Below are 25,071 nucleotides of genomic sequence, written 5' to 3' on the forward strand. Positions count from 1 at the left end.
CATCTGCCCTGTAGGAGCTTCTTCCCAAGCTCCATTAGATTCCTTCATCCTAACTTCTCCAATTTAACAATAATGCAGAATGTATTATAACAACAACAGATCCCACATTATGCACCAACGCCCCCACTATAGGATTTAAAACGCCAGTCATTGCTAATATAATAGCTACAAAGTTTAATATCATTGATATGATGATATTAATATTTATTGTCCTCATTGTTCTCTTTGAAAGTTCTATTAAGTGTGGTATAGCTTTTATATCATCACCTATTAGGGCTATATCTGCTGCTTCAACTGCTATGTCGCTGCCTATTCCTCCCATGGCAATTCTCACAAAGGATTTCTTTAAAGCTGGAGCATCATTTACTCCATCTCCTACCATACAAACTCTTTGATCTCCACTTTGGAATTTATCAATTATGGATAGTTTATCTTCTGGTAAACACTCTGAATAAAATTCATCAATTCCTGACGCTAAAGCTATATTTGAAGCAGTTTGCTTATTATCTCCTGTAAGTAAAACCGTATCTTTTCCTAACTTCTTAAGATTCTCAACCATTTCTCTAGAATTATTTCTTAACACATCTTCTAATACTATAAAACCTTTTATTATAGCGTCCTCTGCTAAAAATACAATAGTACATCCTTTACTTCTGAATTCTTTAACTTTATCATCTTGAGAAGAAGTTAAAACTATATTATTTTCCTTTAGCAGCCTGTCATTTCCTGCTAAAAGCTTATTATTATTTATAGTTCCGTATACCCCTTTACCTATTGCCATCTTAAAATCTGTTATGTCTTCTAGTTGCAACTTTGAGACTGAATTAAAATGGTCTACTATTGCTTTTCCTAATGGATGTTCTGATGATTTCTCAACACTAGCTATTAATTTTAATAACTGCTCTTCTGAAGTAGATTCATCAAAAGACTTAACTTTAGTAACCTTAGGTTTTCCATAAGTTAATGTACCTGTTTTATCAAAAGCTATCTTTCTTACTTTTGATAATCTCTCTAGGGCATCTCCCTCTTTAATTAAAATACCGTATTTAGTGGCATTTCCTATACCTGCCATTATTGCTGTAGGAGTTGCTAATACTAAAGAACATGGACAAAATACAACTAGTATTGTAACTGAACGTATGATTTCTCCTGTAATAAACCAAGTTGCTGCTGCTGATACTAAAGCTATAACAACAATCCAAGTTGCCCACCTATCAGCCATTCCTACTATTTTAGCTTTTCCAGCATCTGCTGACTTAACAAGACGAATCATTCTTTGAAGTGAACTATCTTCTCCAACTTTTGTAGCTTTCATTTCAAATGCTCCAAATTGGTTTACAGTTCCACTAAACACTTCATCTCTAACCTTTTTATCTACAGGCATTGATTCACCAGTCATAACTGATTGATCTATTGAGGTTTCACCTTTTATCAAAACTCCATCAACTGGTATAGTTTCTCCTGGTAACACTTTAAGAATATCATTCACCAATACCTCTTTAGCAGTAACTATCTTTTCTTCTCCATTTTTAATTACTCTTGCTGTAGTTGGCGTTAGGTTTACTAATTTTTCAATTCCTGCCTGAGCCTTTTTAACAGTGCGCTCTTCTAATAATGCACCTAAGGTCATAATAAATGCAACTTCTCCAGCTGCAAAGGTCTCTCCTATTATGACTGATGCAATTAAAGCCATAGATACTAATACGTCTGCTTTAATATCAAATTCAGTAACTAATCCAATTATTGCCTCTTTAATTATAGGAAGCCCACATAAAATAATTGCAATCCATGCTAAATTAATAGGAGCTTGTACCAAGTCAAAGAAACTAAATATAAGTGATATTACTGAAATTATAAGTCCTAATATGGTGCGCTTTTCTTCATCTTTAAATACTGAATTTACTATAGCCATAAAAATATCTCCTTTTCTATATACCTATAGGGGTATATGTATATAATATTGTTGGAATTATTTTTTGTCAATAAAAAAGTGGCTAGCGCCACGCCCCCTGCGGGGAAATAGTTTCAATATTCAGACAAGGCTCTATTCATATGTGCCTTGTCTATATTTATTTAAAAATTAATATTTATAAGTTTTATCATAAACACCTTTGTAATTCTGTGGTCTCATTACTCCGCCACATGCTTCGCATGCGAAACTTGGTGGTTCATTTATATTGCTTTGATCCATCTCATCAAAGTATTTAACCACTTCTTCTGGGATTTCTTCTTTTACTCCACATTTAGTACAAATGTATAAAACTACATTATCCTTTTTTACCATGTTTCTCACCTCGCTTAAGTTGCTACAGGCTTTATTCTACCATATATTATTCCTTTTACCATTGCATAATCTTCAATGGCTTTTTCAAGCTTTTCGGAGGCTTCATTTATAAATTTATCCTTTAGCATTCCTCTAATAGATCCATAATTTTTATACACAATATCATAAAATATCATCGATTCACCACAAACAGGACATTTCCTAGGTTCAACTCCAAAGCTAGCTAATATTCTATATTCCCATCTTCTTATACTCTTTTTTAAATCTAGAATTCTCTTATCTAACATTTTTATAAGATTATCTTTCAATTTATTTCTACTAGTATAAAGACCAAAATACCTAATCATCTTGAAGTTTTTATCAGGTATATGGACTATTAACTTTTTTATAAACTCATATACATGAACTTTTTCAACAATTCTTTTGTTATCTTCATGTCGAGTATACTTAAAGGTTACAAACTTTCCATCATAGGCTAGTATTCTTGATTCCGCTATCGCAGGGCGACCCACATATCTACCAACATACTTAGCTGCTACTTTGGCTGATTTTATCTCATTTCTAGCATGAACATAAAATCCGTTATCGTGTTTACTATATAACTTATTTTTAAGTTCTTTCATTTTTTTCTTATCTTTACATTCATCAATAAGAGCATAAAGCAATAACTTTTGCCATCTTTTTCTTAGCATTTCATAAGGAAAGTGTCTTATATGCTTCCATGGATTTTCTTTACCAGCTCCACCTTCAGTAACCATCATATGTACATGAGGATTCCACTTTAAATCTCTGCCAAAAGTATGTATTACAGTTACTATTCCTGGTGTATAACTTTCCTTCTTATTTTGATCCTTATGCCAAGTTAACACTGTTTTTGCTGCGCATTGCGGTAATAATTTCAAAAGATTCCTTTCCCTTTGAAATATCTCTCTAAGTTCTTCAGGAATTGTAAAAACAATATGTCTATGTCTTACATTTATCAATTTCCCCAACATATTTTCAATCCAATTATCTACATATATCTTTCCGCAAGATGTGCAGAATCTACTTTTGCATGTGAAGGCTACTTTTTTACTTTCATTACATTTGTGACATTTAAATTCAATATATCCTTTGCTTAAGTCTCCACATTCTAAAACTTTCTCAACTTCTCTTTTTACATTTTTTCTTACTCTATGACCATATAATTTTAAAAACTCTTCCCAATGATTTTTTAGTATTATAGCAATTTTTGACTTCATTATTCATCACCAAAAAGTATTTTACTATTTTTTACTTATAAATACAAAATGGCTCTCCATAAAGGCTAAGCCACTAAAAAAATTATAAAAAAATTTGCACTTTCCTATGCAATAAAAAAGTGGCTGTCGCCACTTCGCTAGGGAACCCTATGTCCTTTCAGGCCTGGGTAAACCCGTTAAAGACCATTTAGGTCTTTAACCCTTCGACGACACTGCGTGTCTGAGACCCCTTAGAAATCCTCTGCTTGCACATAAAGATTATTAATCCTTATGCCCTCCTTAACAGGCAGGGGAACACAACTTCCCCTGCACCCCTTGCCTTTTTTATTGCATAGGAAAGAATACACTTTCCTATGCAATAAAAAAAGCAGCCATAATATGACTACTTACTTTCCTATGACATTCTTGAAAAATGTTCTATGGCTTTTGCAAATTCTTTAATTGTTTTATCAGCATCTCCATGTTCTATACCATCTTTTACACAATGGCTTAAATGTCCCTCTAATACTACTTGCCCAACTTTATGTATTGCGCTTTTAGCTGCATTTATTTGAATCAAAATATTCTCACAGTCTACATCTTCATCTACCATTCTATCTATAGCATTTAACTGTCCCATGATTTTCTTTATTCTTCTATGTATATTATCTGAATCCATACATTGACGCATGATAATTCCTCCATTCGCTAACCCCATAGTTATTAATATGTAGAAAGAATATCATTCATATTAACTAATGTCAACTTTAGCTGTCTTTATAATATTTTTTCAAAAGCTATTCTCTCATTTCCATCAAGCAAATAAATTACTCCACAGTATTCAAAATTATTTTTCTTAAGAAGTCTCTGCATAGATAGATTTTCTCTATGCGTATCAACCTTAATACTATGCACATCTTTACTTAAACAAAGTTCTTCGATTCTTTTTATAATTTCAGATGATAAACCTAGTCCCTTATATGTATTATCAACTGCTATTCTATGTATTACTACATATTTATCGTTAGTAATCCATTTGCCATCATATATATTGTTATATGTGCTTTCCCCATCAAAAGAAACTGCTGCAGTTGCAACAACACTATCATCCTTTACTAACACATAGCTGTGTCCACTTAAAATATCATTATTTATTGTTTCGCTATTTGGATAATTATTTTGCCATTGATTTATGCCTTTTTCCTTAAAATAGTCTTGAGCTTGTTTTATTACTGCCATTACATCATCAACATCTGTTTTAAGTGTTTTTCTAAAGTTCAATTCCATGTTCACTATTCATTCCCTTACTGTTTAATTCTCTTATTATCACATTTTCTTTAAAGTGTGTAAAGCTAATTACATTTCTTTTTTTAATGAATTTGATAATAATTTAAAGCTCCCTATTATAGAAGTTCGTTGTTCACTAGATAGCTGGCTAAATGCCTCTATTTCTGCTAACTTAAGCTTTTCAAGAATATTATCTGCAAATTTTTCTCCTGCTTCAGTAAATCTAACAATTTTATTTCTACGATCTTCTGGATTAGTTTCTCTAAAGACATATCCATTCTTTTCAAGAGAAGCTATTATCACTGAAATTGTTTGTTTAGGCAATAGTAATTTACTGCAAATCTTATTTTGAGTACAATAGGGTACTGAAGTCTTTATAATATATAAAGTAAATAAAGTGGTATCTTGTATACCATGTTTTTTAGCCCAAATACTATATATATTATTTATTTCAAACCAGGATTCATAATAACTATCTATCTGTTCAATTAATTCCTCTTTATTACTCACTCTTAAACTCTCCCCTTAATTTATATTAAGTTTAACATATTAATGGCTGACTCCACTTAAATTTAACCCAACTACACCTATTACTATTAAAACTATAGATACAATCTTTAGTGCATTTATACTTTCTTTAAAAATAAATACTCCTATTACGGTTAATATAACTATTCCTGCAGCAGACCATATAGCATATGCTACACTAATATCTATTTTCTTCAAAGCCATTGATAAAAATGTAAAACATAAAATATATCCAAAAAAAGTTCCTATAGTAGGTGCTATTTTAGTAAATCCATTGGATACCTTTAATAAAGTTGTAGATATTATTTCAAACATAATTGCCAGAATTAAATATAACCAGTTCATAAATTCACCTCTAAATTAATGAAATTAGTCCATATATGGACTAATTTTATCTTAATCCTTTTTAAATAGCTTGTCAATATCACTAGTAATAAAAAAGTTCAGCAAAACTCTGCTGAACTTTTTTATTAAATATTTAATGATATCATATGACCTTCAAATGTAGCATCCATAATATTTCTAGGTCTTTCACAATCACCTATCATAGCTACATCTGGAGTTATTCCATAAAAAGATTCTGCTAAAGCTCTTTTTGGTCTTAAACCAGTACACACTATAACATTATCTGCTTTAATATGTTTTTGATTTCCGTTTTTGTCTGTAACAACTACTTCATTTTCTTTTATTTCTCCACAAGATGTTTCTAATAAAGTAGTTAAAGTTTTGGCTTGGTCCATTTTTTGACGTAAAGCTACTTTAAATAATAGATTTCCTTGTGGAGCTAATTCTTTGCCTATTTCTACTATAGTTACATTTTTACCTTTAAGTAAAGAAAGTTCTAGAGCTATTTCACTTCCTATAGTTCCTCCACCTATAACTGCTACATTATTCCCAAGAGTATCTTCTTTTTCTATAGCTGTAGTTCCGTTCATAACATGCTTCATATCAGCACCTTTAATTGGTGGAATAAATTCATCTGCACCTACTGCAATAATTAATGAATCTGGCTTAAGTGATTCTACATACTCTCTATTTGCTTCACAGCCTAATCTTAAATCTATATTGCTTTTTGAAACCTGAGTAATTAAGTATTTTAGATAACGTCTAATATCTTCCTTATAATACTCTTTAGCAACATATCTAAGTTGACCACCTAGTTCTTTTTCTTTTTCTAATAAAATAACATCATGACCTCTTAAAGATGCTGTAATAGCTGCTTTCATTCCAGCCGGACCTCCACCAATAACAACTACTTTTCTCTTGTTATTTGATATTGATATTTCTTTTGGAACAAAGCTCTCATTTGAGTATCTAGGATTTACAGAGCACCCAACATTTCTTCTGTTACTAGCTATATGATAACATTGTAAGCAGCGTAAACAAGGAACTATATCCTCATCTTTATCATTCATAGCTTTTTTAGGCCAATACGGATCTGCTACAAATGATCTACCGAATGCAACCATATCGACTTTTCCAGTAGCTATTAAGTCATCTGCCTCCTTAGGTGATAAAACAGCACCAACTACTGATACTGGTATGTTTACAGCTTTTTTAACTTCCTCTGCCCATTTAACATTTGGCATATGCTCTTCAAAATTTGTAGTAGCCATATGCACATTTCCTTCATGATTTATATCTAAGCCAGCAGATATTTGAACAGTATCTATATATGGCTCTACTATCTTAATAAACTCTTTTACTTCCTCAAATTCAATAGAACCCGGAACCCATTCATATGCACTGATTCTCATATCAATAGGAAAATTTTTACCTACAGCTTCTCTAACTGTTTCTAAAATTCTCTTTGGAAACTTAACTCTATTTTCAAAACTTCCACCATATTCATCTTCTCTTTTATTAAATAAAGGAGATAAGAACTGGGCTGGAAGCCATCCATGTCCAAAATGCATGAATATCATATCAAATCCTAAATCTCTTGCATTTTTAACAGTTTCATAATATCCTTTTAAAGTTTCTTCCATCATCTTTTCATCCATGGCTCTTACTTCTACACCATCCTCACGAGTAAATGAAACTGGCCCTTTAGCATATCCATTTACTCTAGCATAAAGACCTCCATGAAAAATCTCAATTGATGCTTTTGCACCGCCTTGATGAATTTGAAGAATTCTATGTCTAGTTTTTTCTACTTCATATTTTGAGAAAATATCTGGTTCATCTGCACTTGCAAAGCTTGATTTACCATATTCAACAATAGCATGCCCTGCTACTACTATTCCGGCACCCCCTAATGCTTTTTCTTCAAAGGTATCTCCTAATGGTGCTGCAACTATACGATTTTTAGATATCATATTATTTATCTTAATTGGTTTAAATAAGTGCTTAAACTTCATATTTCATCCTTTCTTAAAAGAAGAAGGAAACATAGTTTCCTTGCTCTTTTAACATTATAAATTTATTATTTTACCTCTAATAATGGTTCATTTATTTTAATGCTATTTGTTTTTAACACATCTATATTTGAGTAATTTTGAGAGTTAGTAACTATAAATATAACTGAATTATCTAATCCCTCTGAAGCTATTTTTTCTCTATCGAATTCTAGCAATTTATCTCCAGCTTTTACTTTTTGCCCTTGTTCTACAAAGCTTTCAAAGTATTTCCCTTCTAATCTTACAGTATCAATTCCTACATGAATTAATAATTCTACTCCATTGTCAGTTGTAATTCCTACAGCGTGTTTAGTCTTAAACATAAATGTTACTTCTCCATCAACTGGTGCAACTATAACATTATCTTTAGGAAGTATAGCTATCCCCTTTCCCATAGTTTCAGTTGAAAATACAGGATCGTTTATTTTTGATAACTCCACCACATCTCCATTAGCAGGTGAATTTAAAGTTGTACAGCTTATTTTTTCTGCCTTTACTTCTGATATAGTTTTGCTTTTGAAGCCTTTTTCTAATATAACAGTTAATATAAACGCTATAGCAATTGTTGCTACTACTGCAATGAAGTAGTAAGCTGCTTTAGGTGCAGATGCAAATGCAGGTAATCCAAATAGTCCAGTAAATGCAAAGTTAGTAATATAAAAATCAAAAACTCCACATATAAATCCACCAGCAGCACCAGCAGCAGTTAATGCTATAAAGTATTTTTTATTCTTTAGAACAATACCATACAAACCAGGCTCAGTAACTCCTGATAAGAAGTTTACAAATGCTGCGGAACCTGCCATTGTCTTCGTTTGTTTATCTTTTGCAATAACTAATACAGCTAAACAAACTCCTAATAAAGCATAGTTTCCCATTCCACCAGAGCCTAAAGAATATTCCATTCCTTTGTCAGCCAGAATTTGTAATTGTATAGGTAATATAACCCAATGCATTCCTAGCATGATAACATAAATAAATAATCCACCAAATAATGTTCCCATAAGTATAGGACTGAAATTTAATAACCATTCATAAACAGCAGCAATTGCATTTGCTAAAGCGAAACCTATAGGTCCAAATATTAATAAAATTGCAGGTACCATTACAATTAAGCAGATTAAAGGTACAAGTATTAATTGTGCTACCTTTGGAAGTACCTTTTTTAAACCTTTTTCTAGATATGAAAATGCCCACATTCCTAAAATAACTGGAAGTACGGTGTTTTGAAAAGCTTGAGCAACAAAATTAATTCCTAGGAAATTAATTGTATTACCAGTAATATTGATAGACGTCAAATTTGGTTCAAGTAAAGCTGCACCAATAGCTGCTCCTATATATGGATTAGCTCCAAACTTCTTTGCAGCTGTAAAAGCTAGTAATATTGGGAAAAAGTAAATTAATGAATTTCCCGCAGCACTTAATATTGAATAAGTATTAGAATTTACATCTAGCCATCCAACATTATTAAGTAAAGCTAATAATCCCTTTATAATACCTGCTGATGCTAGTACAGGTATATATGGAGTAAATATTGCTGAGATTGTGCTTAATACTCTATCTAGTTTTGACTGATTTTGTAAGCCTTCCTTAAATTCAGACTTTATATCATCACCAGAAATTCCTTTAATTTTAACTAATTCATCATAAACATCACTAACATTAGTACCAACGATGATTTGAAATGTTCCTTGTGCTTCTACAGTTCCAACTGTTTCTTTTAAAGCTTCTATTTTAGTTTTATTAACTTTTCTTTTATCTATAAGTAGAAAACGTAATCTTGTAGCACAATGTGTAACATTCGTCACATTTTCTGCACCACCTAGTGCTTCTACTACACTATTAACATAATTTTTGTAACTCATAAAACTTCCTCCACTAATTAATCTTTAAATTTGCTCTTTTCAACAATACGCTGAATATGCATCATAAGATAAAGAGCTTCTTCATCAACTACTTCTTTTTCTAATTTTTCACTTATATACTTCTTTATCTTTAAAACACATTCATATATATCAGGATATTTTTTCTTAATTTGACAGTACAAAAATTCATCATCCATTTCACTACTTCTTCTTTCATTGTTTAATAAACCATTAACAAAATATCTTAAATGAGTCATTAAACGATTGAAGCTTAATTGATTTTCATCAAACTCTATATGGAAATGAAACTGAATAATCTTAACAATGTCTTGAATAATTTCTACTGCTTTATAACTTGTTTTAAGACGAGTTTTAGGATCTTGAGCATTAAAATAGTGTATGGCGATTATACCAGCTTCATCAGCCTCCAGCTCAATTCCAGTTTCTCTTTTTATAATCTTTAGAGTATTTAATGCCGCTTCATACTCCTTTTTATAAGTTCTTTTGATTTCCCATATTAGTTCATTTTTGATATTTAGGCCTTGCTTTGCTCTAATAATTGCATGATTTATATGGTCCATGATAGAAAGATAAATACTACTATCAAACTCTATTTGAAGATCTGATTCTGCTTGTTTAACAATTAAAAATGTAAGATCAGCATATTCATTAGAGATTTCTTTAAATAATTCTTCAAAATGATTAGTTTCCTTTTCTGTTAAAGTAAATATTTTTTCGATGCAAGTCCTATTCACTTCATCTCCACGTTGCTTTTGATATCCTACCCCTTTTCCAAAAATGACAACTTCAGAATCACCTCTATATGCTAGAATTACATTATTGTTAAATACTCTTTTTACTTTCAACAAAATCATCCTTTCCTCTATTTAAAGGCTCAAAAAAAGCCCAAATAGATATTATTCTCCCTCAATCACGAAAGAAATCAAATCTATTTAGGCTTTGCCTGCTAATCCAGTAACAACCCTAAAAAGCATAAAGTTTTGTGCACACAAACTATATGCATATTAACTAGTTAATTCTATTATTACACAAAAAATATAATATTTCAACGGTAAATTTCACCCCATAATTTCCCAGTATAAAATTATATTTATTACACAATATATTAACGAATACCTTACCTTTACACGAATCATGTTCAGCTTTTAAATATTTTTCCCTGTGCATGATTCACTTTAGTGGCAGCTATATAGTTCCAACACATTAATAACTTTTTAAATATATTACCTATATTAGAATCATATTTATTGAAATTTATCTTTCTTTAAATATGATTCTTTTAATTCTTTATAGCTATGCCAGCTATTAGCAAAGTGTCCAATCCCTAAAAATATAACTAATATGCCTAACCAAATTGATTCTCCTAAAATAGCAGCAAATAGAAATGCTCCTACTGGAAAAACAGCCATAGGAATAGGTATAAAAACTAACGAATCCCACAAAAGTTTATATTCCTGTCCCTTAATTACATATCTAATCCATAAAAAATAATATAGTAATATACAAATCCCCATAAAAACAGCCCATATATTTACGCTAAAATTCTTAAAGTGCTCTTTAGAAATTACTAAAATTAGAATACATCCAACCTGTCCTATTCTTTCTAAAAGTGTAAATATAAATCCTGCATCCTTTGAATCCTTAGGTGCATTATTAGGTGGAAATTTTACTATTAATAAATTAGGAATAAATATAGCTATTGCAATTAATGTTCCTGCAATTGAAAATCCCATTACTTTTCCCCCTTACTAAGTATTTCTTATTACATAAATAATTTTACAATAATATAACCAAATCCCATTCCTAATAATGCACCTACTAAGCTCAGTATTGGTATGAATATACTAAATATCGAAATTAATAACTGAATAATTTTTATTGTTTTAGATTGTTCCCTACTCTTGAAATTTATAATGCTGTATATTATTCCAGCAAAAGTTCCAAGAATTATGCTATACAAAGTGAATACTGGAAATCCTCCTACTCCCCCTTTTTCGCCATAAGGAATCCAGTAGAATGCATCCACTAATCCTCCAATAAACGTAATAACATTAACAATTAAAAACCATCTCAAAAAATTCTTCAAAACCTGCTTTTTATCCACGATAATCCCCTAATCACCATACATTTTATGGATTTATTATAATACTAATTATACCATGTGATTTACATATAATAGTAGTCTTATACAGTAATAATGCGAGATTGACTTGAGTATTTATTTTCCTTGCTATAAAATGGTAATAAAGTTACACATAATAATGTATATAAAACTTATTAGGGAGGTTTAAAATGTTAGCAGAATTAATAAAGAAAAATAGATCTTACAGACGCTTTTATCAAGATGAAAAAATAAGCACTGAAACTTTACTTGAACTATTAGATTTAGGTAGGTTATCTTCTTCAGCAGCTAATCTACAATCTCTAAAATATGTATTATCTAACGAAAAAGAGAAAAATCAAGTGATTTTTAATACTCTTGGATGGGCTGGATACCTAAAAGAGTGGGCTGGTCCTGAAGAAGGAGAAAAACCAAGTGCATACTTAATATTAGTTAATGATACCTCTATAAGTAAAAATCCTGCTATTGATGTAGGTATTGCTTCTACAAACAGTCTATTAGCTGCTGTAGAAAAAGGACTTGGGGGTTGTATGCTTTTAAATGTAAATAAAAAAGTTTTAGCACCAGCTCTTAATTTAAGTGATAATCAAGAAATAGCTATGGTTATAGCTTTAGGAAAACCAAAGGAAGAAGTTATTCTAGAAAGTGTTTCTTCATCTTCGGATATTAAATACTGGAGAGATGAAAATCAAACACATCATGTTCCAAAAAGAAAATTAGAGGACATTATTATAAAATAAATTACTAGATAAAAGAAGAATTCAGACTAATTGCTGAATTCTTCTTCTCTTATTTTTTCACCTTTTATTTTATAGCTCATATCATTTGTAGTTATAACTTTATATTCACCGTTCTCATACTCTACTTTTGATATGCTAGCATTTTCGATTCCAGATACATCAATACTTTTATCTAACTGATTAAAAATATTCCTAAGTATACCTCCATGTACTACTAAAAGAATATTTCCGCCTCCATTATTAGAAGCTTCTTTAGTGATTTCAGTTAATGCACCCATAACTCTATTAATCATAATTTCATAATTTTCTGCTTGTCCAGTTTCATCTAAGGCTGCACAAGTATCTGCAAAAGCTCTCCCAAAGTCAGGTATTTTTAATGCTTCTTCAAAGGATTTAATATTTAACTTTTTAAATATATCATTAAATAAAACCTTCTCTATTTCTCCCTCATATTTCCCAAAATGCATTTCTCTAAGTCCTGGGACCTCTACAAGTTCTAAGTCTTTACTTGCTTTATTTTCTCTTATAACAATTTTAGCGGTTTTAATAGCACGTCCTAAATCACTACTGTAAATAGCTTTAAATTCTATATCTCTAAGCCCTAAAGCAGTACTTGTAACTATCTCTTCTCCCTCTTTAGTTAATACTCCATCACACCAACCTTGAACACGTTTAGCTTTATTTATTATAGTTTGTCCATGTCTCATTAAATATAGTACAACTTTATTATTATCCACAATCATTTATAAATTCCTCACAATCTTTATTAAAATTACCCTTATTACACTAACTTTTTCTTATAACAAAGTTTATATACTATTAATTATATATCAATTTTTCTTTTATAAATTTCTTTTTTTGTAAAAGTACCATTAAAATCACTTAACCTCTATTAAGCTTTTTTTATCCTCGTACATATTTTTATCTGCTACTTTAATTAAATCAGTAAGATATTTCCCATCTCTAGGAAAAATTGAATAACCCACACTAATTCCAAGATTTTTGTTAGAATAAATATCGCTTACCCTCTTTTTTATATTTTTAATCATATCGTTTAAAGCATCTATAGTTGTATATGATAAAAGAATTACAAACTCATCCCCACCAATTCTAGATACATGACCTCTTAATCCAACCACATTAGCTATTATCTTAGTGCTTTCATCTATATAATAATCTCCTTCTATATGCCCATATGTATCATTAACCATCTTGGTTCCATCTAAATCACATACTATAACAAAAAAAGGATTTTTCTCTCTTGCAACAGAATCATATATCTTTTCGATTCCATTTCTATTTAAAATACCAGTCATATGATCCGTCATAGCTGACTTTTCTAATTTATTCATCATAGTTTTAGTGAAATCACTCCATAATATTACTCCTATTATGTAGATAATTCCGCCTAAAGTAAATCCAACTTTTCTTATGTTGCTAATAAACTCATAATCAAAAATACTTCCTATAAAATCAGCAAAGGTTGCAACTGTTAGTAAAGCTAATCCTCCTATTAATATAAGGAAGGTATATGATTTAAGAGGCCATTTTTTATTAGTGAAGTATAATAATTTAATCATATAGAAAAGCAGTATGGCTACGGCCAAAAATATCAATAACTTTCGAAACTCAAACATGATAATTCTCCTAAAATATTAATATACTAAATATTATATATTACATTATAATATTATTCATTAAATATTATGTTAAGAATTTATCATCTTGATTATGTAATCATCCGTGTAAATCTATTATAGCTTCAACTTATTTAATTTCTTCTATAACACCCTCACAATAATTCTTTACTCCATCAAATCCATTAACTTTATAAGCTTTATTTAAATCACTGCCTATTCCAGTGCAGTTAGCTCCAGCTTTAAACCATTCATTTATATTCTCTTTATAACACCACCTGTAGGCATTACCTTAAGATTAGAGGAATATTGATTTTATAAATTGTTCATTAATTATAGCAAAAAAGATGATTTCTGTTCAATACAGAAATCATCTTTCTAAAAGTTTTATTTCTTTATTTGTAAGCTTTTTTATAAATTTCTAATATTTCACTTACATTTGTATCTCTTGGATTACCTGGAGTACATGCATCTACAAATGCTGATTCTGAAAGTGCTTGTAAATCCTCTTCTTTAACTCCTATTTCACTTAATACTTTAGGAATTCCTACATCTTCAGAAAGTTTTTTAACTGCATCAATAGCAGCTTTTCTGTATTCTTCTTGAGACATAGAATCTACTTCTGTAACTCCCATAGCTTTAGCTATATCTTTATATTTTTCTCCTGTTGCTTCTGCATTGTATTCCATAACGTATGGAAGTAATACTGCATTTGCAATTCCATGAGGAGTATCATAGAAAGCTCCAAGTGGATGTGCCATTGAGTGAACTATCCCAAGTCCTACGTTACTAAATCCCATCCCTGCTACATATTGTCCAAGAGCCATGTCTTCTCTACCCTTAGGTTCATTTGCTACAGCACTTCTAAGTGAACGTCCTATTATTTCTATAGCTTTTAAATGAAGGGTATCAGTTAATTCCCAAGCGCCTTTAGTTATATATCCTTCTATAGCATGAGTTAAAGCATCCATACCAGTTGCTGCTGTAAGTCCTTTTGGCATTGATGACATCATTTCAGAATCTACTACGGCTATTACTGGAATGTCATGAGGGTCTACACAAACAAATTTACGTTTCTTTTCCTCATCTGTAATAACATAATTTATTGTAACTTCTGCTGCAGTTCCAGCTGTTGTTGGTACAGCTATAATATCTACACATTTATTTTTAGTTTGAATTGCACCTTCAAGACTTCTTACATCTGCATGCTCAGGATTATTTATAATAATTCCAATTGCTTTTGCAGTATCAATTGAGGAACCTCCGCCTATTGCTATTAAATAGTCCGCATCACTTTCTTTGTATTTTTCTATACCTGCTTTTACAACATTTATAGTTGGATTTGCTTTTACTTCATCAAATATTTCGAAATCTAAAGAGTTTTCTTTTAATAAGTCAGTTACCTTTGTAGCTACATTAAATTTTATTAAATCCTTGTCTGTAACTACCAATGCCTTCTTATACCCTCTTACCTTAACTTCTGTCACAATATTTTCTATTGCTCCTGCACCTAAGTAGCTTGTCTCGTTTAAGACCATTCTGTTTGCCATAAAAATCAATCTCCTCTTAATAATTATATTTTTGTTAAATAATTAACTTTTCATATTAAAAAATTTAGGTATTACCCTCAATTAAAATTGAGGGTAACTTTACTATTTAAGATAATCTTCTGAAATACTTACCTTAAAGTCTCTAGCTAAATCTCTAAAGTTTTGCGAACTTATAGTTTGTCTCTTTCCACCCATAGATAAAACTTTTACTAATATTTCAGCTGATTTTTCTACAGTATCCATAAGTCCAAAAGTTAAGTCTAAATCTTCTCCAGAACAGAATACTCCATGATGAGCCCATATTACTATATCGTGTTTCTTCATTAATTCACTTGTAGCTTCTGCAATCTCTGCTCCACCTGGAACCATCCATGGCACTACACCTATTCCACTTGGGAATACTACTGGACACTCTGTAGCCATTTCCCATAATTCTCTTGTAAATACTACTCCATCAAGCGGTAGTACAAATGTTAATGCTATTAAATTTGTAGCATGAGAATGCATTATAACTCTATGTTTGCCATTTGTCTCTGCATATTTAACTGAATGACTCATAAGATGTGATGGTAATTCACTAGTTGGTCTAGCTCCATTTATAAGCCCCCAAACTATTTTATAGTTTTCTCCAGTTTCATCTATCTTAACTATCCCTACATTAGCTTCTAAGTCAAGAGCTATATTTCTTATAAACTTTCCGCTTCCAGTTACTAAAAAATATTCATTAGCAAGATTCTTAACTGTTACTCCTATAGGCTTATAAGATGCATTTTCATCTATAAATCCACTAACACATAAAGCTTCATCTTTAGTTAATCTATAAGTGATGTTTCCACCATTTCTTTCATGCCATCCTTTAAGCCAGGCATCATTTGTTATCTTTTGAAATTCTTTAATAAAGTGCATATCTGCTATAGCCATTTTGCATCCCTACTTTCTTTTTGATAATTCAGTTTGTTCATATTCTTTAACTTCTTTTATCCAGCTTTCAGCTACTTGAACTCCATTTTTCTCGCAGTAATAGTTCCAAATATCACCCATTGGATAAGTCTTAATTTCTTCCATTAAAGCTAATCTTTCAGTGAGATTTCCTTCATCTTGATATTTCTTTAATAATTCATTAGGTGTAAGCATTGCAGATAACAAGGCTTTTATCATGTTTCTTGTACCTATAGTCCATGCTGCAATTCTATTAATGCTTGCATCAAAGAAGTCAAGACCTATTATTACTCTATCTAAAGCATCATTTCTTACTATTTCTTTTGCAATTTCTTTAAGTTCATCATCAAAAATTACTACATGATCACTGTCCCATCTAACTGGTCTACTTACATGAAGTGCAACTTTTTCATTAAATAAAAGCATAGCCGATAATTTATCTGAAACCACCTCTGTTGGGTGATAATGTCCTGTATCCATTAAAGACATTATGTTATTTCTAGCTGCAAAATTTATATAAAACTCACTTGATCCTACTGTATAAGATTCTGCACCTATTCCAAAAACCTTAGATTCAACACAGTCTAAATTATAATTTTTATCTATGTCTACAGAATAAATCTGCTCTAAAGAATCTTTAAGTCTTGCTCTTGGTCCCAATCTATCACTTGGAATATCCTTATATCCATCTGGAATCCAAAGATTAGTTAAACAAGTTTGTCCAAGCTCTTTTCCAAAATACTCTCCTATTTTTCTTGAAGCTATTGAATGTCTTATCCAGAAATCTCTTATTTCTTTATCTGGATGTGATAAAGTTAATCCATCTGAAGCCTTAGGATGTGAGAATATTGTTGGATTAAAGTCTAAACCTAATTCTTTTTCTTTAGCCCACTTTACCCAATTCTCAAAATGCTCTGGCTTAATTTCATCTCGCTCTACAACTTCTCCATTAGTTTCTGCATATATTGCATGTAAATTGACCTTATGCTTTCCTGGGATTAATGATAAAGCTTTGTCTAAATCAGCTCTTAATTCCTCAGCATTTCTAGCTTTTCCTGGGTAATTCCCTGTAGCTGCTATTCCACCAGAAAGTTCACTTTGTGAAACTTCAAAACCAGTTACATCATCCCCTTGCCAGCAGTGAATAGAAATCTTAACCTTCTCAAGATCTTCTAATACTTTATCTACATTAATACCAAACTTCTCATAATCCTTTTTTGCTTCTAAATATCTTTCTTTTATATTCATGATATCCTCCTTAAATTTTATTTCGGTAAGTATTTTTTTATTTCAAATGAATTTAATATAAGCTCTCTTGCTTCTCCAAGATTATTAACCTTATTAAAACTTAATAATTGTGCCGCAATATTTCCTATAGCGGTTGCCTCTACTGGTCCTGCCAGAACTTCTTTATTGGTTCTATCTGCTATTAATTGGTTAAGAAGCTCATTTTGACATCCACCACCAAAAACATTGACTCTTTTATATTTCTTTTCAAATATCTCTTCAAGTTCTTTAATAGATTCTCCATAGCTGATTCCTAAACTATTAAATACGCAATAAGCTACTTCACCAGGAGTTTTAGGTACCTCTTGATTAGTTTCCTTGCAATAGGTTTGTATCTCCTCTATCATATCCTCAGGATTTAAAAATCTATCATGATTTACATCTATAAATGATTTAAAGTTATCTGCTTCCTTAGCTTTTACAACTAGCTCAGGGAAAGAATATTCATCTTTGTACATCCTTTTAACTTCCTGAATAATCCAAAGTCCCATAATATTTTTTAAAAATCTAAATCTATAATCAATTCCGCCTTCATTTGTAAAATTGTAGTTCATCGACTGTGGAACACATATTGGAAACCTGTTCTCAACTCCCATAAGTGACCAAGTTCCTGAGCTTAAATAAACACTATCCTCATCATTACATACTGAAGATATAAAAGCAGAGCCTGTGTCATGGGTTGCAGGTAAAACTACCTCCATATCAAATCCAAATTCTTCTGATAACTCGCTTCTTAAATTTCCAAGATTAGTTTTAGGAAGTTTTATTTCTTGGAATATCTCTTTATTTATTCCTAAAGTATCTAATATACTTTCATCCCATGTTCTATCAAAGGAATTTACAAGCTGAGTTGATGTAGCGTTTGTGTATTCATTAACTTTCTTCCCTGTTAGAAGGAAGTTGAAATAATCAGGTACCATTAAAAATGTTTTAGCCTTTTTAAGATACTCAGGATTTTTCTTTCTAATAGCCATCAGCTGATATATTGTATTAAATCTCTGAAACTGAATTCCTGTATAAAGATAAAGCATGTCCTGAGGAATTACTTTAAAAACCTCTTCCATAATCCCTTCTGTTCTATCATCTCTATAGGCAACTGTATTTCCTAAAATGTCTTCATTTTCATCTAACAATACAAAATCCACTGCCCAAGTATCTATTCCTATACTCTTAGGAATTTTTCCTATTTCTTTGCATTTCTTTATGCCATTTTTTATCTCTAGAAATAGGTTATTGATATCCCAACAATATTCATCATTAACCTTTTTAATCCCATTCTCGAATCTATAGACTTCTTCTAATTTAAGTTGTTCATCTTCTATAAATCCTAGTATATGTCTTCCACTAGAAGCTCCAATATCAATGGCTAGATGGTATTCCATGAGTTGTCCTCCTTACCTAGTAATCATTTTCACAACTTGATTATATTATTTATGAGAGCTATATTTAATAACTCTATTTGTATAAATTATTAACCTGGTGTGCACATCTATCCTGTAGAAGCGTTCCTCAGCTTCATTAGATTCCTTTTAACTACTACCTGTAGGAGCTTCTTCACAAGCTCCATCAAATCCTTTTAACTTCTAGCAAAAGATTAGATTGACGCTGAAAATCGCGTCCACCGAACAGCAGTGCACCGCTGCGCTTTTCCAATGTTCCACTGCACCTGTGCTTTTGCATAACGATGGTGCGCTTTTTCAACATTGGCAAATAGGACTGCTGGAATGCTTCATTAAATTCCTTTTCTATAAACTCAAAACAAGAAAAATAAACTGTTGCTAGCGGATTTTATCCACTGATGCAACAGTCATTTTACTTTCTATCTCTATATTCTTTTGGGGTAACTCCTCACTTATACTCGAAAATTTTATTTAAATATTGTAAGATTTAATTAATTTACTATATTAATTTTAAATTTATTTCTTTATTAATCAACGATATATCTATATAAATATAGTTATCATCTTCTTTTTCAATTTTATATCCTTTAAGACAATCTTTATATTTCTTATCCAAGATTAGTAAACTTGACTTCAAGTTTTTAGGTGTTTTAACTTGTAATGAAATATATTTTTCATTTCTACTCCAATTACTCATTATATCACCTTTTATAGAACTATATTTACATTCAACAAATCCTATCTCCTCTTCAAAATATGGTTTTATAAATACTTTATCTGCTCCAAAAGCATCTTAAGAAATATTTATTCCACCCAGCCCTTCATAAAACCATTGTATATAAGAACTGTACATTCCATGATTATCTGATCCTTCAGACCAATTTCTATGAACATGTTCACTTAATACACTTTGTCCATCTTTAAGCATACTATAAAAACTATTTTCATCTTTTTTATTTAACCATCTATAAATAATATTTTGATAGTCATACCTCATAAGAACTTCATAAGTCATAAACATTCCAAAAATTCCACAAGTTATATAGTAATTATTATTTATTATTTTATCTACAAACTCCTTTGCAAGTTTTGTTGGTTCATTATCTAAATCAAAAAATAAAGCAAAAACATAACTAGTTTGACTTCTATCCGAATAAGAGCCATCTTCATTCTTATATGTGTCAACAATATATTTCTTTAGTTCATCAACTTTATTAATATATTTAGTATAATCGACTTCATTTCCAAGCAGCTTTGCAAATTTAGCTAGTAGTTCTATATGATGATAATAGAAACAACATGTTGTAAATTCAACTGCTGGTGTAACTTTCCTATAAGAACCTTCTTTCGCTTCTGCACTTCCCCAGTCTCCTAAGCAGCACTTAGACAAGTTTTCTATACCTAAATTACTTAAGTATTCTACTTGCTTCTTTATATAATCATATTCATTTTCTACAATTTTTATATTTCCATAATATTGATATAATTTATCAATTAAATATGAATATGCTAATTGCCATCCTAATGGGCCTGCCCCATCACCTGTTCCATTACTCTTTATTCCCATATACGGAGCTGTTTCTGTAATTCCCCCATTATCTCTTATGTCGTATCTAAAATCTTTTATTATTTTTTCATATAGTGTTTCAGTATCAAACATAAATATCTGAGATGCGGCTAAACATACCATGTCTCCACCATAACCAAATCTTTCTCTTGCGCAATCTTCAAAAACTGACCGTATATTGTTAATTTTTGTATTTTTAGCTGTAGTATATAATTTATTTAAAAACTCACTTGAACATTTAAATGAACCTGATTCTTCTAAGTTAGTATGAACATATATTGCTTTAATATCATTAATATTTTCTTTTTCTATTCCTTTAATTTCTACATATCTAAAAGAATGATAAGTAAACTTATTTACATAGCGAGTTTCATCATCTCCTAACATAACTATGTCCATTTGTATCGCATTTTTAGGCGATGTTGCTCCCCCATCTATCTTAAATTCGTTATTAATTAGTCTTCCTACACCTCCTGCTAAGGTTGTGTCAGCATTTATTGTTCCATCCCCATTTATATTTTCGCCATATATTAATTCAACTTCTTGTCCAATCTTACCGTTCATGCTTATATCAATGAATCCTTCTACAGTTTCTCCAAAGTCTACTAATAGATTATTGCTCTCATTAACTACTATGCTTTTTGCTCTAACTGTTTTTGTAGCTTCAACCTTATTGATAAAACTTGCCTCTAGCTTCCCTCCTGGTGATTTGGTTAAAGTTGCTTTTTTCCATTCTACATTCCCTGAATTTATATTTCTCCAATTCTCATCAAACAATTTATAATCAAATTTTTCTCCCAGATATATATTATTAAATAAGTATGGTCCCTTAGCTACTTCCCAAGTATCATCTGTATATATAACTACTTTTTCATTATCTTTTGTATTTATGTTCAAATCAGCTATTAATTTGGGTTCTCCTATGTCTAATACGTCTCTTAAATTGTATTTACCAAATAACTTCAATGGAGAAGGATTATACCATCCATTGCCTAATTCTACTGAAATTACATTCTCACCTTTATTTAAATAACTGCTAACATCATACACATCATAATAAATACATTTAGAATAGTTAGTCCAATCAGTATTTAGTTCAGCTTTTCCTACTTTCTCTCCATTTAAATAAACATTGTAATACCCTAAGCCTACAATATATAAATAAGCATCATTTACTACATTATTAATAGTAAAGTTCTTTTTTAACAAACAATTTCTATTATCATTATAATATTCAAGTTCATTTATTAATCTTTCTCCATTTGATATCCAGTTACCATTAAACTTACCAAAAATTGCTGTTCTAAAGTTTTTACTGTCACTAAATTTTTCACATTCATTCCACACATTAACTATTACTCTATATTCTGTCTCTGGTTTTAAATCTAGACCTTTTATATATACTACATTATTAAAGGAGTTTACTTTATAACTTTCGTAAATAGTAACCTCATCTTTTTTAATCTTTACTTCATATTCAGTTTGATTTGTATCAACTTCCCAACTTACTATTAGTGAATTTGTATCTATACTTATACATTCATACTGATAATTTATTTTAATATTACTTACTTTCATGTTACCCTCCTCCTTTAAGTCTCTATAAATTTTAATAAGTTCTTGCCTTATATGAATTTAAAATATCACTAAGACAAGAACTATATAGTTTTTTGACTTATATTAAACTTCAATATACTACCTAATAATTTTAAATTTTATTTTCGTATTAATGTATATTATTTATTCTTTAAATCTTTATGCATCTCTATTATTTCAATTGCTAAGTCCTTTATAGTTTCTGCACTAATCAACTGATCCTCAGCATGCATTATTATTAGAGAAAATTCCACCTTTTCTCCGTTTGCTTCTTTTTGAATTAAATCAGCATGTGCATGATGTCCTTGAAGTAAAAATTCTTTTGCTTCCTCTATTTTACTATCCGCTACTTCGTAGTTCTCTTTTCTTGCTTCTCTTATTGCTTCTATAGCCAAAGATTTTCCCATTCCTACATTGCTTATTATTTCAAATGCTACTAATTCCATATTGTTCATTTAATTCTTCCTCCCATTAACATCAAGTACATACTTATAAGCCTATTTTATTAACTGTATCGCTCTTTCTAATACGGCCTCACCGTTCATTGTTCCATAATGCTTCATATCTATTACCTCAACAGGAATTCTTCCATTTACCAAAGACTCAACCTGAGACTTTTGAAATCTAACCTGCGGTCCTAGTAAAACAATATCTACTGTATCTACCACTTTTGAACATTCCGAAACTGATAGAGCATCAATATTTACTTCTATGTCTTTTTTCTTCGCTGCATCTTTCATTTTATTTACTAGAAGGCTTGTTGACATACCTGCTGCGCATACTAATAATATATTTTTCACTACTTTTCCTCCTTAATACCTAGCTGTTGCTATTACGCAACAGCTTTTTTCTTCTTTGTTTTATTTAATAAAAATTAAATTCCCTGTTTCAATATCTCTTCTATAACTTTTAAAAAATCTCCATATATATTCTGCTTCTGGCTTGTAATTCCAGTGGGCTAAATCCTTAATAGCAGCTAATTCCATGACTACTCCATTTTTGTTTGATAAGGTTCCAGTATACATATCCTTATCCCCTAACTTAATCCAACCTTGATTATCTAGCTTAATTCCATAATATTCATTCTCAGTCATATTCATTTCATTTACATTTAGTCCATTTATTTTTTGATAAGATTGTAGTGCACTAAAAATGTGTACATTTTTATCTTCATTCCAAACCTGATTTCCAAATAAATATGCTGTTCCATATTTACTACTTCCATCAACAGGAATCATTTGAAAGAAATCATGATCTCCACACATATATAGTAATGGTACTTCGCCCCCAGAATAGTTATTAGCGACTTCTGTAACCTGATCTGCAAATACATTAACTCCAGAAGCCACTCCTACTCCTGCAAATATTTTGCTATGCTTTAACCCCAATAAGAAGGATTCTGCACCACCAATTGAAAGTCCATTTACATAAATCCTAGATGGATCAATTTGAGGATATTTAACTTGTAAATCTTTAACTAAATTTATAACACCCTCTTCTTCTAGACCATCAACCTTAAAGAAATTAACATCTTTTTGCTGCCATTCAGGAGCTACAACTATAAAGTTTTCTTTTGCAGCTAATTCAGGCCATCCTGTTGTATCACCTTGTAGTCTTGGATCATTTTGGTTTCCATGTAAAGAAACTACTAAAGGAACACTATTATTTTCGCTAGATTTAACAGTGTTAGGTACATACTCAAACCAAGTATATTTTCCATCCATTCCTGATACACTTTTGTCAATTTCTTGGTTATACGTTATTCCTAACTCTTCAAAAATAGGCGCTTCAATTAAATCATAATTTTCTGTAGCACTTCTAGCACTAACCATATAAAACTCTGCCGTAGTATTATGTTGGCGGTAATTTTTTGAGAAAATGCTTTCCCATGCATTATCAAAGGCCTCAGCTAAATTCTCATTCTTCTTAGAAGCAACTGCAACAGCTTGTAAAGTTTTATCATTATTTGTATATAATTCATAACCAGTTTTCTTACTCTTATTTTTAGCGTTATTTACCTTCATATAGTAATCTACAATCGTATCACTTGTTTTACTCAAGTACACTGGTACTACATCCCCTGTTTCTAAGCTTCCATCAATATCTCCACCATAAATCATCATTCCAGCTATAAAATAACATGATTGTGAAAGATAATTATTAACAAATGTTGCACCCTCATCAATTCCTATTACTTTTACATTACTGATTGCGCTTCCAACTAAGTCTATAAATGCTTCTTTATCATCATTACTGTATTCTTTTCCATTGATAGGATTAATAACATAAACTTGTCCAGCCCATTCCTGAACATTGTCTAACATTTCAAGTTTCCCAATTAAATCATTAGCTGTATCTTCAGTTTTACTCCCAGCAAAAATATAGTATTTAGGTGTTAAAACATCACTTCTTATTGATTTATAACCATCCTTTGTAGCATCATAACTATAGTAGTTATAGTTTTCTATTCTTTCACTTTTAACTGGACTTAATTTCTTTTCAACGTCTGAATGTTTTTCTTTTTTATTTTGTTCACATCCAACAAATAGTCCAGCCATCATAACTGCTATCACATAAACTATCAATAATTTTTTCACTACTAACTGCCCTCTCATAAATCCCCCTAGAT

24 protein-coding genes are annotated in these 25,071 nt (G+C 30.6%); 1 reads left to right on the forward strand and 23 read right to left on the reverse strand.

From position 1 onward, the window contains the following. Positions 1 to 49 precede the first annotated feature (49 nt). The 12 genes from B3N22_RS15915 to B3N22_RS15970 form a co-directional block, all read right to left on the reverse strand. Positions 50 to 1,912, reverse strand: coding sequence for a heavy metal translocating P-type ATPase (locus B3N22_RS15915; RefSeq protein ID WP_238902032.1), 1,863 nt, complete (start codon positions 1,910 to 1,912; stop codon positions 50 to 52). A gap of 168 nt (positions 1,913 to 2,080) precedes the next feature. Continuing rightward, positions 2,081 to 2,284 (reverse strand): hypothetical protein, encoded by a 204-nt coding sequence (locus tag B3N22_RS15920; protein ID WP_238902034.1) that lies wholly within the window; start codon positions 2,282 to 2,284, stop codon positions 2,081 to 2,083. Between the two features lie 14 nt (positions 2,285 to 2,298). Beyond that, on the reverse strand, positions 2,299 to 3,525 hold the full coding sequence (locus B3N22_RS15925) for an IS91 family transposase (protein WP_238902036.1): 1,227 nt from the start codon (positions 3,523 to 3,525) through the stop codon (positions 2,299 to 2,301). A 394-nt stretch (positions 3,526 to 3,919) separates the two neighbouring features. Then, entirely contained in the window at positions 3,920 to 4,195 is a 276-nt protein-coding gene (locus B3N22_RS15930) for a metal-sensing transcriptional repressor (RefSeq protein ID WP_073022733.1), read from the reverse strand. An 86-nt stretch (positions 4,196 to 4,281) separates the two neighbouring features. Next, positions 4,282 to 4,785, reverse strand: a complete 504-nt coding sequence (locus B3N22_RS15935; RefSeq protein WP_238902304.1) for a GNAT family N-acetyltransferase — start codon at positions 4,783 to 4,785, stop codon at positions 4,282 to 4,284. Positions 4,786 to 4,860: 75 nt separating this feature from the next. Then, positions 4,861 to 5,301 (reverse strand): MarR family winged helix-turn-helix transcriptional regulator, encoded by a 441-nt coding sequence (locus tag B3N22_RS15940; protein ID WP_238902038.1) that lies wholly within the window; start codon positions 5,299 to 5,301, stop codon positions 4,861 to 4,863. 39 nt (positions 5,302 to 5,340) lie between these two features. Continuing rightward, on the reverse strand, positions 5,341 to 5,664 hold the full coding sequence (locus tag B3N22_RS15945; RefSeq protein ID WP_238902040.1) for a DMT family transporter: 324 nt from the start codon (positions 5,662 to 5,664) through the stop codon (positions 5,341 to 5,343). Positions 5,665 to 5,789: 125 nt separating this feature from the next. Next, entirely contained in the window at positions 5,790 to 7,679 is a 1,890-nt protein-coding gene (locus B3N22_RS15950) for an oxidoreductase (protein ID WP_286908696.1), read from the reverse strand. Between the two features lie 65 nt (positions 7,680 to 7,744). After that, entirely contained in the window at positions 7,745 to 9,583 is a 1,839-nt protein-coding gene (locus B3N22_RS15955; RefSeq protein WP_286908698.1) for a beta-glucoside-specific PTS transporter subunit IIABC, read from the reverse strand. 17 nt (positions 9,584 to 9,600) lie between these two features. Beyond that, complete coding sequence (locus B3N22_RS15960; RefSeq protein WP_238902045.1) at positions 9,601 to 10,449, reverse strand: PRD domain-containing protein; 849 nt, start codon at positions 10,447 to 10,449, stop codon at positions 9,601 to 9,603. 399 nt (positions 10,450 to 10,848) lie between these two features. Next, the gene (locus B3N22_RS15965) at positions 10,849 to 11,337 is read right to left on the reverse strand and encodes a hypothetical protein (RefSeq protein WP_238902047.1); all 489 of its coding nucleotides are present in this window, start codon (positions 11,335 to 11,337) and stop codon (positions 10,849 to 10,851) included. Positions 11,338 to 11,366: 29 nt separating this feature from the next. Continuing rightward, positions 11,367 to 11,708 (reverse strand): hypothetical protein, encoded by a 342-nt coding sequence (locus B3N22_RS15970; protein WP_238902049.1) that lies wholly within the window; start codon positions 11,706 to 11,708, stop codon positions 11,367 to 11,369. Positions 11,709 to 11,896: 188 nt separating this feature from the next. On the opposite strand from B3N22_RS15970, the gene B3N22_RS15975 reads away from it, so the two are divergent. Continuing rightward, the gene (locus B3N22_RS15975; RefSeq protein ID WP_286908700.1) at positions 11,897 to 12,466 is read left to right on the forward strand and encodes a nitroreductase family protein; all 570 of its coding nucleotides are present in this window, start codon (positions 11,897 to 11,899) and stop codon (positions 12,464 to 12,466) included. Between the two features lie 26 nt (positions 12,467 to 12,492). Here the strand turns inward: B3N22_RS15975 and B3N22_RS15980 are convergent, their stop codons facing one another. From B3N22_RS15980 to B3N22_RS16030, 11 genes are all read right to left on the reverse strand, one after another. After that, positions 12,493 to 13,209 carry a histidine phosphatase family protein gene (locus tag B3N22_RS15980; RefSeq protein WP_238902051.1) on the reverse strand — a complete coding sequence of 239 codons (717 nt, stop codon included), beginning with the start codon at positions 13,207 to 13,209 and terminating at the stop codon, positions 12,493 to 12,495. Between the two features lie 135 nt (positions 13,210 to 13,344). After that, positions 13,345 to 14,103 (reverse strand): GGDEF domain-containing protein, encoded by a 759-nt coding sequence (locus B3N22_RS15985; protein WP_286908701.1) that lies wholly within the window; start codon positions 14,101 to 14,103, stop codon positions 13,345 to 13,347. A gap of 395 nt (positions 14,104 to 14,498) precedes the next feature. Then, positions 14,499 to 15,653 (reverse strand): lactaldehyde reductase, encoded by a 1,155-nt coding sequence (gene fucO / locus B3N22_RS15990; protein ID WP_286908702.1) that lies wholly within the window; start codon positions 15,651 to 15,653, stop codon positions 14,499 to 14,501. A gap of 102 nt (positions 15,654 to 15,755) precedes the next feature. Next, positions 15,756 to 16,574: a rhamnulose-1-phosphate aldolase gene (gene rhaD / locus B3N22_RS15995; protein WP_286908703.1), complete on the reverse strand. Its 819-nt coding sequence runs from the start codon at positions 16,572 to 16,574 to the stop codon at positions 15,756 to 15,758. Positions 16,575 to 16,583: 9 nt separating this feature from the next. Further along, positions 16,584 to 17,840, reverse strand: a complete 1,257-nt coding sequence (gene rhaA / locus B3N22_RS16000) for an L-rhamnose isomerase (RefSeq protein WP_286908704.1) — start codon at positions 17,838 to 17,840, stop codon at positions 16,584 to 16,586. Between the two features lie 17 nt (positions 17,841 to 17,857). Beyond that, positions 17,858 to 19,261 (reverse strand): rhamnulokinase, encoded by a 1,404-nt coding sequence (gene rhaB, locus B3N22_RS16005; protein ID WP_286908705.1) that lies wholly within the window; start codon positions 19,259 to 19,261, stop codon positions 17,858 to 17,860. Between the two features lie 517 nt (positions 19,262 to 19,778). After that, positions 19,779 to 20,045 carry an alpha-L-rhamnosidase C-terminal domain-containing protein gene (locus B3N22_RS16010; protein ID WP_286908726.1) on the reverse strand — a complete coding sequence of 89 codons (267 nt, stop codon included), beginning with the start codon at positions 20,043 to 20,045 and terminating at the stop codon, positions 19,779 to 19,781. 27 nt (positions 20,046 to 20,072) lie between these two features. Further along, positions 20,073 to 22,424, reverse strand: a complete 2,352-nt coding sequence (locus B3N22_RS16015; protein WP_286908706.1) for a family 78 glycoside hydrolase catalytic domain — start codon at positions 22,422 to 22,424, stop codon at positions 20,073 to 20,075. Positions 22,425 to 22,582: 158 nt separating this feature from the next. Then, complete coding sequence (locus B3N22_RS16020; RefSeq protein WP_238902064.1) at positions 22,583 to 22,897, reverse strand: PTS sugar transporter subunit IIA; 315 nt, start codon at positions 22,895 to 22,897, stop codon at positions 22,583 to 22,585. A gap of 42 nt (positions 22,898 to 22,939) precedes the next feature. Continuing rightward, entirely contained in the window at positions 22,940 to 23,242 is a 303-nt protein-coding gene (locus B3N22_RS16025; RefSeq protein ID WP_238902065.1) for a PTS sugar transporter subunit IIB, read from the reverse strand. A 60-nt stretch (positions 23,243 to 23,302) separates the two neighbouring features. Next, complete coding sequence (locus B3N22_RS16030; RefSeq protein WP_238902066.1) at positions 23,303 to 25,057, reverse strand: CE1 family esterase; 1,755 nt, start codon at positions 25,055 to 25,057, stop codon at positions 23,303 to 23,305. Positions 25,058 to 25,071 lie beyond the last annotated feature (14 nt).

The sequence above is a fragment of the Clostridium sp. UBA1652 genome, assembly GCF_002320975.1.
Classification (GTDB): Bacteria; Bacillota; Clostridia; order Clostridiales; family Clostridiaceae; genus Clostridium_T; species Clostridium_T intestinale.